A 9,006-nucleotide genomic window follows, 5' to 3' on the forward strand; every position below is an offset into this window, starting at 1 on the left:
ACCCGCTCGACGCCCGGTGTGCACGTCCGGGTTGTCCCGGGCAACGGCTAGGCTGCGGCCACCGCTGCTGACCAAGAGTTGGGGAAGACCTGTGCCCGCACTGAAGCTGTCGACACGTTCCGTCGTCTCGGGCAGTGTCGTCGGTCTCTTCACGGGGGCCCTGGTGCTCCTGATGCTGCTGCAGGAGGGCGAGGCCACGGCCGAGGTGGACCTCGACGACTCCGGCGTGTGGGTGACCAAGACGTCCGCCGGCCTGCTCGGCCGGTTCAACTCCGAGGCCCAGGCGCTCGACGGCACGCTGCTGTCCGGTTCCTCGACGTTCGACGTGCAGCAGGCGGAGTACCGCGTGCTGATGACCGACGAGGGCGCCGCCACCGCGAACCCCGTCGACCCGGCGCACCTGGCGCTGGAGGGCACGATGACGGTGCCGGCGGGTGCGGTCGTGGCCTCGGGCGGTTCCACGGCCGCCGTCCTGGACCCGGACGACGGCCGCCTGTGGGTGCTCCCGTTCGACGGCGCCACCCAGTTCAGCGCGACGGACCTGGAGCCGACGGCGGAGCTCGCCCCCGGCGCCCGGCTCGCGGTGGCGACGGACGGCACGGTGTTCGTCGCGGTGCCCGGGCAGGGCCGGCTCGTCACCGTGGAGACCGGTGCGACCGGTGCCGCCGGCGAGGTGTCCGAGTCGGACCTGAGCGTGGGCAAGGGTGCCGAGATCGAGGTCACCGCGGTCGGGGACCAGCCGGTGGTGCTGGACCGGACGGCCTCCGCGCTGGTGCTGCCCGGCGACGACGTGGTCGATCTGGCCGACGGCGCCGAGGCACGGCTCCAGCAGCCGTCGGACGCGGCGGACGCCGTCGTCGTCGGGACACCGAAGGGGCTCGTGACGCAGCCGCTGCGCGGCGGGGACGCGACGACCCGCCGGGCCGAGGGCACCCCGGCGGCGCCCGTGCAGCTTCGCGGCTGCACGTACGGGGCGTGGTCGGGCACCGGTCAGGTGGTCCGCGACTGCCCGGGCACCGACCAGGACGTGGACCAGCGGCTGGAGGGTGCCGACGGTGAGCTCGCCTACCGCGTGAACCGCGACGTGATCGTCCTGAACGACGTGGCCGACGGCACGCTGTGGATGGCCGCGGACGACTTCGAGAAGGTCGACGACTGGGATCTCAGGATGCCGGAGGACGCCGAGGGCGAGAAGACCGAGTCGGAGACGACGACGCCCGAGATGGTGGACCAGTTCATCGCGGAGCGTGACAAGCCGAACCGCGCGCCGCGACCCGAGGACGACTCCCTGGGCGTCCGGCCCGGGCGCACGACCGTGCTCGACGTGCTGGGCAACGACATGGACCCGGACGGCGACGTCATGACGGCGTCGGTGAAGGCCGGGACGGGCGGTGCGCCGGCGTCGGGCATCTCGGTGGACCGCGTGCTCGACGGTGCGGCGCTGCAGGCGGACGTGCCCGCGACGGCGACGGGCAGCGCCACGTTCACCTACACGGTCGACGACGGGCGCGGCGGCAGCGCCGACGCGAAGGTGCGCGTCCGCGTGGTGCCGCTCGGCGAGAACGCGGCGCCCGTGGCGAAGGGCGAGCCGGTGCTGCGGGTCGCGCAGGGTGGCGACGCGTCCATCAAGGTGCTGCCGTTCTGGCGCGACCCGGACGGCGACGACCTCGTCCTGTCGAGCGCCACGACCGCCGACCCGGCGGACGAGGTGCGGTTCCGCCCGGACGGCACCGTCGAGTTCCGGGACGGCGGCACCGCCACAGGCCGAAAGATCGTGGACGTCACCGTGTCGGACGGCCTGGACCAGGTGGGGGAGGGACGCCTGCTGGTCGACGTCGTGGCCACGCAGGAGCCGCCCGTCGCCGTGGCGGACCACGTGTCGGTGCTGGCGGGCAACCCGGTCACGGTCGAGCCGCTGCGCAACGACACCGACCCGAACGGCGACCGCCTGCGGCTGGTCAGCGTCTCGGAGCAGGCGCCCGCGATCATCACCGAGAACTACGCGGCGGGCACGTTCCGGTTCGTGAGCCAGGAGCCGGGCAGCTACGACATCACCTACCAGGTCAGCGACGGTCCGGACTCCACCATGGGGCTGGTGCGCATCGACGTGCTGCCCCCGCCCGACGCCGCCGGCCCGCCCGTCGTCGTGGCCGACACCGTGCTGCTCCCGGCGGGCGGCTCCGCGCTCGTGGACGTGCTCGCGAACGACACGGACCCGGCCGGTGGCGTGCTCGTGGCGTCCTCGGTCGAGGCCGACCCGGGCGTGACCGCCGTGGTGCTGGACCACCACGTGCTGCGCGTCGCCGAGACCGAGCGCCTCGACCGGCCGGTCACGGTGCGGTACACCGCGTCGAACGGCACGCAGTCCGCCGTCGGCCAGGTGCGGGTGGTGCCGATCGCCGCGCCCACCGAGCTCCGCCCGCCGGAGGCGGCGGCCGACGAGGTGACGGTGCACACCGGGGACATCGTGACGGTTCCGGTGCTGCGCAACGACGCCCACCCGGACGGGTTGGAGCTGACGCTCGCGGCCGATCTCGTCGAGGAGCCGGAGTCGGGCGAGGCGTTCGTCTCCGAGGACACGGTGCGGTTCCGGGCGGGTTCCGAGGCCGGTACCGAGCACCTGGTCTACGAGGTGCGGGACAGCAACGGCCAGAAGGACTCGGCGCAGGTCACGATCAACGTGACCGACACGCTGGAGAACGCGGCGCCGCAGCCGCCGGACACGACGGCGCGCGTGCTCGCGGGCGCGGTCACCCGCATCACGCTGCCCCTGGACGGCAGCGACCCGGACGGCGACCACGTCACGCTCGACGGCCTGTCCTCGCCGCCCGCGAAGGGTACGGTCCGGCTCGTCGACGGCTTCCTGGAGTACGAGGCGTCGCGGGACGCCGCCGGAGCCGACGAGTTCCGGTACTCCGTGACCGACACGCGCGGCGCCACCGCGGAGGGCACGGTCGCCGTGGGCGTGGCGCGGCCGCCGGGCACCAACCAGCCGCCCACGGCCGGTGACGACGAGACGCTCGTGCGCCCCGGCCGCGAGGTCGCCGTGGACGCGCTGGCGAACGACTCCGACCCGGACGGCGACCAGGTGGGCCTGGTGCCCCGGTCGTTCGAGGGGGCGGACGCCCTGGACCCACGGGTGGCCGACGACATGATCGTGGTCACCACGCCGGACGACGAGGGCACGCACACCTTCTACTACGGCATCGAGGACACGTACGCGGCCCGCGCCACGGGCTCGGTCACCGTCGAGGTGGCCGACGACGCGCCCCTGCTGCGCCCGGTGGCCCGTGACGACGTGGTGCTGCCCGCCGACGTCACGTCCGACACGGTGACCGTCGACGTGCTGCGCAACGACACCGACCCCGACGGCGTGGCCGCAGACCTGGAGGTCGCCGTGCTCGACGCGCGCGGCGAGACCCCCGAGGGCGTCACGCTCGGCGAGGGTGGCGAGGTCACGGTGGCGCTCACGGAGGACCCGCAGGTGCTCACCTACACGGTCACCGACCTGGACGGCCTGGAGGCCAAGGCGTTCCTGCGCGTGCCGCGCGACGGCTCGCTGCCCCACCTGCGCCAGCCCGTCGAGGCGCTCCGGACGTTCGCGGGCGAGGCCCTGGAGATCGACATCGCGGACCACGTGGTGGTGGCCGACGGCCACGAGCCGCGGTTCACGGTCGAGGAGAAGGTCGCGGCGGTGGAGGGCACCCGTGAGGTCACGGGCCCCACGACGCTGACCTACACCTCCGACGAGGACTACGTGGGCCGGGCGGCGGTCACCTTCGAGGTGACGGACGGCGACGGCCCCGACGACCCGGAGGGCCGCACCGCCGTGCTCACCCTGCCGATCGACGTCCGGGCGAGCCGCAACCAGCCTCCGGAGATCCGGGGCACCGCGCTGCTGGAGGTCGCGGCGGGCGAGGAGGCGGCGCTCGACCTGTCGCGCATCGTGACGGACCCCGAGGGCGACCCGCTGACCGTCGAGGTCACCGGCGGGGCCGAGGGCATCACGTTCGGCACCGAGGGTGCCACCGTCCTGGCCCAGGCGCAGGCCGCGGTGCCCAAGGGCACCCGGTTCACCGTCCCGTACACCGTGTCGGACGGCGGTCACCCGCCCGTCGCCGGTGAGCTCGCGGTCACCGTGGTGGCGTCCACGCGGCCGCTGGCGCGGGCCAACCCCGACGAGGTGACCGACGCCCACCAGGGTGAGGAGACCTCGGTGGACGTGCTCGCCAACGACGCCAACCCGTTCCCCGAGGAGCCGCTCACCGTGGTCAGCGCGGTGGTCGAGACCGGCCGGGGCTTCGCGGGGCCGTCGGGCTCCGGGGTGGTCGTGACGCCGTCGGACAGCTTCGTGGGCACCATGGTGGTGCGGTACCGCGTGGCGGACGCGACCGGCGACCCCGACCGCGAGGTCGAGGGCACGGTCCGGCTGACCGTGCTGGGCCGGCCGGAGGCGCCCCGGGCGCCGCGGGTCGAGGAGGTGCGGTCGGGCACCGTCGTGCTGTCGTGGGACGCGCCGCCCGACAACGGCGCGGAGATCACCGGGTACACCGCGCGCTCGGGCAAGGGCGATACCACGTCGTGCCCGTCGACCACCTGCACGGTCAAGGGCCTGAAGAACGACGTGGTCTACAACTTCACCGTCACGGCCACCAACGCGGTGGGCGAGTCCGACCCGTCGGCCCCCTCGGAGGACGCGCGGCCCGACGAGAAGCCCGACAAGCCCGAGCCGCCGACGTTGACGTTCGGCGACTCGTCGCTCACCGTCGCCTGGGAGAACCGCGTCTACACGGACCGGTCGCCGATCGAGTGCGTCAACCTGGAGATCAGCCCGGCACCGGCCGACGGCGTGATCCAGAAGACGTGCGTCACCGGCACCTCGACCGTCTGGGACGGGCTGGCCAACGGCACGGCGTACACCGTCATGGTGCAGGCCGTGAACGACGCCCCCGACCCCTCGGACTGGAGCGACGCGTCCGCGCCGGAGGTGCCGGCGGCGCCGCCCGCCCAGCCCGCGGCGCCCACCGCCCAGCGGGTGGACAACGCCCTCGGCGGCCAGATCACGGTCTCGTGGACGGAGCCGGCGAACAACGGCGACCCGGTGGCGCGCTATCACCTCGACGTGTACGAGAACGGCGCCATGAAGGAGACCCAGACCGTCACGGGTACGTCCCGGGTGGTCTCGGGACTGTCCCCGGAGGCGTCCTACACGTTCGCCGTCACCGCGGAGAACAAGGCCGGGAAGTCGCCCGCCAGCGACCGGTCGCCCGAGCAGGTGCCGTACGGCCAGCCGCAGGTGCCGGGCACGCCGACGGCGGAGCTGGGCAGCACCACCAGCGGTCAGGCGACCGTGCGGTGGGGCGGCATCTCGTCCGACGCGTTCCGCGGGCCGGCGCACCGGTACGAGGTGCAGGGCAACGGCGTGGCGGCGCGGACCGCGACGTCGCCGTACACCGTCACGGGCCTGAGCAACGGCACGGAGTACCGGTTCCAGGTGCGGGCCTGCAACCAGTACACCTGCTCGGCGTGGACCACGAGCTCGAACGGCGTCACGCCCTACACGACGCCGGGGGCGCCGAACGTCACGGCGTCGACCGTGAACTCCCAGACGGTGCGCTTCACGATGACCCCGGGCAGCAACGGCGGCCGCGCCATCGACGCCATGCGGTACCGGATCAACGGCGGCGGCTGGCAGTCGCTGCCGGCCTCGGGCGGTACGGCGGACGCCGGCGGCGCGTACAGCACGACCTACACGATCGACGTCCAGGCGCACAACGCGGCGGGCTGGGGCGCGAACGCCGCCGGGAGCGGGCGCACGCTGCCCAACCCGGCGAACGCGTCGGTGTCGATCAGCGTGGGCGGGGTGTTCGGCGGAGGCTCGGCCGAGGGCTGCCACCAGAGCCCCAACACGTGGTGCAAGTGGCTCAACCTGACGGTCAGCGGCTGGGAGCCCAACACGGTCTTCCACTACCGGTGCCTGTCCACCGAGCACGACTCCGCAGGTCAGGTCTACTTCCCGCGGTGGGAGATGGGCGAGTGGTGGGGCGAGGTCGCCGGCGTGCCCACGCGGACGGACGCCAACGGCAACTGGTCCGGGCGGACGGACTGCATGCACCAGTACCAGGGCGAGTACACGTGGCTGGAGACGGAGGAGGGCAACCTCGCCGACTCCAACCGCATCCTGTGGAACAGGGCGAACGTCAACCCCTGACCTGGGCGAGGCCTCGCGCCCAGGTCGGCACCTTCCTGAGGGAGGTCGGCACTTTGCCTCGAGATCGGTCCAGGCATGGACCGATCTCGAGGCAAAGTGCCGACCCCGCAGGAGAGTGCCGACCACGTCAGACCCCTTGCAGGATGCTGCAACGGCCTCCCCGACTAGCACGCAGACTCCTACAATCCGGACCGGCGGCATGGGTAGTCCTCCCCAGCGAAACTGCGGGACGATTCACCCCCTGCCCCGGTAGGGTGCTTCCGTCGTGCCCGTGTGTCGTCCGGGCGGGAATCTTCGCTGGAGCAATGAATCGAGGAGGGGCGCATGAGCTTTGTCTCGCGCGTGTTGGAGAACCGCCGGTCCGTGGCGTCGATCGGTGCGGTGACCCTCTTCGGTGCGGGGCTGGTCGGGTTCGCGCTCCTCTACGAGGGGGAGGCGACGGCCGACGTAGAGCTCAACGACTCCGGCGTCTGGGTCACGCAGACCGCCTCGGGCAAGCTGGGCCGGTTCAACTACGAGGCCAAGGCGCTGGACGGCTACCTCCAGGCGAGCTCGACGAGCTTCGACGTGGAGCAGGACGCGCAGCGGGTGCTGTTCGACAACGTGGGTGACTCGTCCGCGAGCCCGGTGAACCCTGCCCTGCTCTCGCTGGACGCGACGATGAAGTTCCCTGCCGGCGCCAAGGTGGCCGCGGGCGCCGCGACCACCGCCGTGTACGACCCGGAGTCGGGCAACGCCTGGGTGCTGCCCTTCGACTCGGCGGCGTTCGACGAGAAGAAGATGAAGCCCACCGTCAAGGCGGGTCCCGGCGGCGCGATCACGGTGGGCAAGGACGGCACCGTGTACCTGGCGGTCCCGTCCGACGGCACGCTCTACACGGTCCCCACGAGCACGCAGGGCGTGGCCGGCGACGTCGACGAGTCCGACCTGGACCTGTCCCCGGGCGCCGAGGTGCAGGTCTCCGCGGTGGGCGACCAGCCGGTCGTGCTGGACCAGTCGAGCGCGACGCTCGTGCTGCCCGGCGGGGACACCGTCACGGTGGACGGCGCCCAGGCCATGCTGCAGCAGCCGTCGGGCGAGTCCGACGTGGTCGTGGTGGCGACGTCGTCCGGCCTGGTGTCGCAGCCGCTGGGCGGCGGGGACGCCACGAAGCGCACGGCCTCGGGCAACCCGTCGGCGCCGGTCCAGCTCGGGGAGTGCGTCTACGGCGCCTGGTCGGGCTCGGGCCAGGTGGTGCGGGACTGCCCGGGACCGGACAACGACGTCGACCAGGTGCTGGAGGGCGTGGACGCCGCCGCGACGCTGGTCTACCGCGTGAACCGGAACCTGATCGTCCTGAACGACGTCGCCGACGGCACCCTGTGGATGGCCGCCGACGACTTCCAGAAGGTGGACGACTGGGACCTCAAGATGCCCGAGGACGCCGAGGGCGAGAAGACGGAGTCGGAGGACACGACGCCGGAGCAGGTGGACCAGTTCGTCGCGGACCGCAGCAAGCCCAACCGGGCGCCCAAGCCCAAGGACGACGAGATCGGGGTGCGCCCGGGCCGCACGACGGTGCTGAACGTGCTGGGCAACGACATGGACCCGGACGGCGACGTCATGACGGTCTCGGTCGAGGGCGAGGTCAACGGTGGCGCCACCGTCGACCGGGTCCTGGACGGCGCGGCGCTGCAGGCGAACGTCCCCGCCGACGCGACCGGCACCACGTCGTTCGACTACCAGGTCGACGACGGCCGCGAGAACGGCACCGCCACGGCCTCCGTGAAGGTGAACGTGGTGCCGCTGGAGGAGAACAACGCGCCCGTCCAGTCGGGCGAGCCGGTGCTCCGCGTGGGGCAGGGCGGCCTGGGCACAATCAAGGTGCTGCCGTACTTCAAGGACCCGGACGGCGACGACCTGTTCCTGTCCAACGCCTCCACCGCCGACCCGCTGGACGAGGTCCGGTTCCGGCCTGACGGCACCATCGAGTTCCGCGACGGCGGCACCACGGTGGGCCGCAAGGTCGTCGACGTGACCGTGTCCGACTCCTTCAACATGCCCGTGGAGGGCAAGCTCCAGATCGACGTGGTCGCGAGCAACGTGGCGCCGATCGCGGTCCAGGACCACGTGACCGTCCTGGCGGGCGAGCCGGTCACGGTGGAGCCGCTGAAGAACGACTACGACCCCAACGGCGACAAGCTGCGGCTGACGAGCGTCACCGAGCAGCAGAACGCCGAGATCACGACGAACGCGACCGCGGGGACCTTCAAGTTCCTCAGCGACCAGCCCGGCTCCTACGACGTGACCTACCAGATCACCGACGGCCCCAAGCCGGTGACGGGCCTGGTCCGCGTGGACGTCGTGACGCCGCCGGAGCAGGGTGGTGTGCCGGTGGCGGTGTCGGACCAGGTGCTGCTGCCCACCGGTGGCACCGCCCTGGTGGACGTGCTGGCCAACGACACCGACCCCGCAGGCGGCGTGCTCGTGGTGCAGGGCGTCGAGGTGCCGGACAACTCCCCAGTGAAGGTTGCGGTGCTCAACCACCAGGTGCTCAAGGTCTCGGAGGTCAAGCGGCTCGACGGGCCGATGACCATCGACTACACCGTGGGCAACGGCAGCGGCACCGCGACCGGTCAGGTGCGGGTGGTGCCGATCCCGGCGCCGGCGCAGCTGCGCCCGCCGGAGGCCGGCCCGGACACCGCGACCGTCCACACGGGTGACGTGGTGACGATCCCGGTGCTGAAGAACGACACGCACCCCGACGGGCTGGAGCTCACCCTCAACGACGAGCTGCAGGAGGCCCCGCCGGCCAG

At 72.7% G+C, this 9,006-nt stretch carries 2 protein-coding genes; both read left to right on the plus strand.

Annotated elements, in window-relative coordinates:
• The first annotated feature begins 91 nt into the window (after positions 1-91).
• Positions 92-6,211: an Ig-like domain-containing protein gene (locus ACIBBF_RS10645; RefSeq protein ID WP_397413048.1), complete on the plus strand. Its 6,120-nt coding sequence runs from the start codon at positions 92-94 to the stop codon at positions 6,209-6,211.
• A 324-nt stretch (positions 6,212-6,535) separates the two neighbouring features.
• A partial coding sequence (locus ACIBBF_RS10650) for an Ig-like domain-containing protein (protein WP_397413049.1) occupies positions 6,536-9,006 on the plus strand: 2,471 nt, incomplete at its 3' end.

It is taken from the genome of Promicromonospora sp. NPDC050880 (assembly GCF_044456525.1).
Lineage (GTDB): Bacteria > Actinomycetota > Actinomycetes > Actinomycetales > Cellulomonadaceae > Promicromonospora.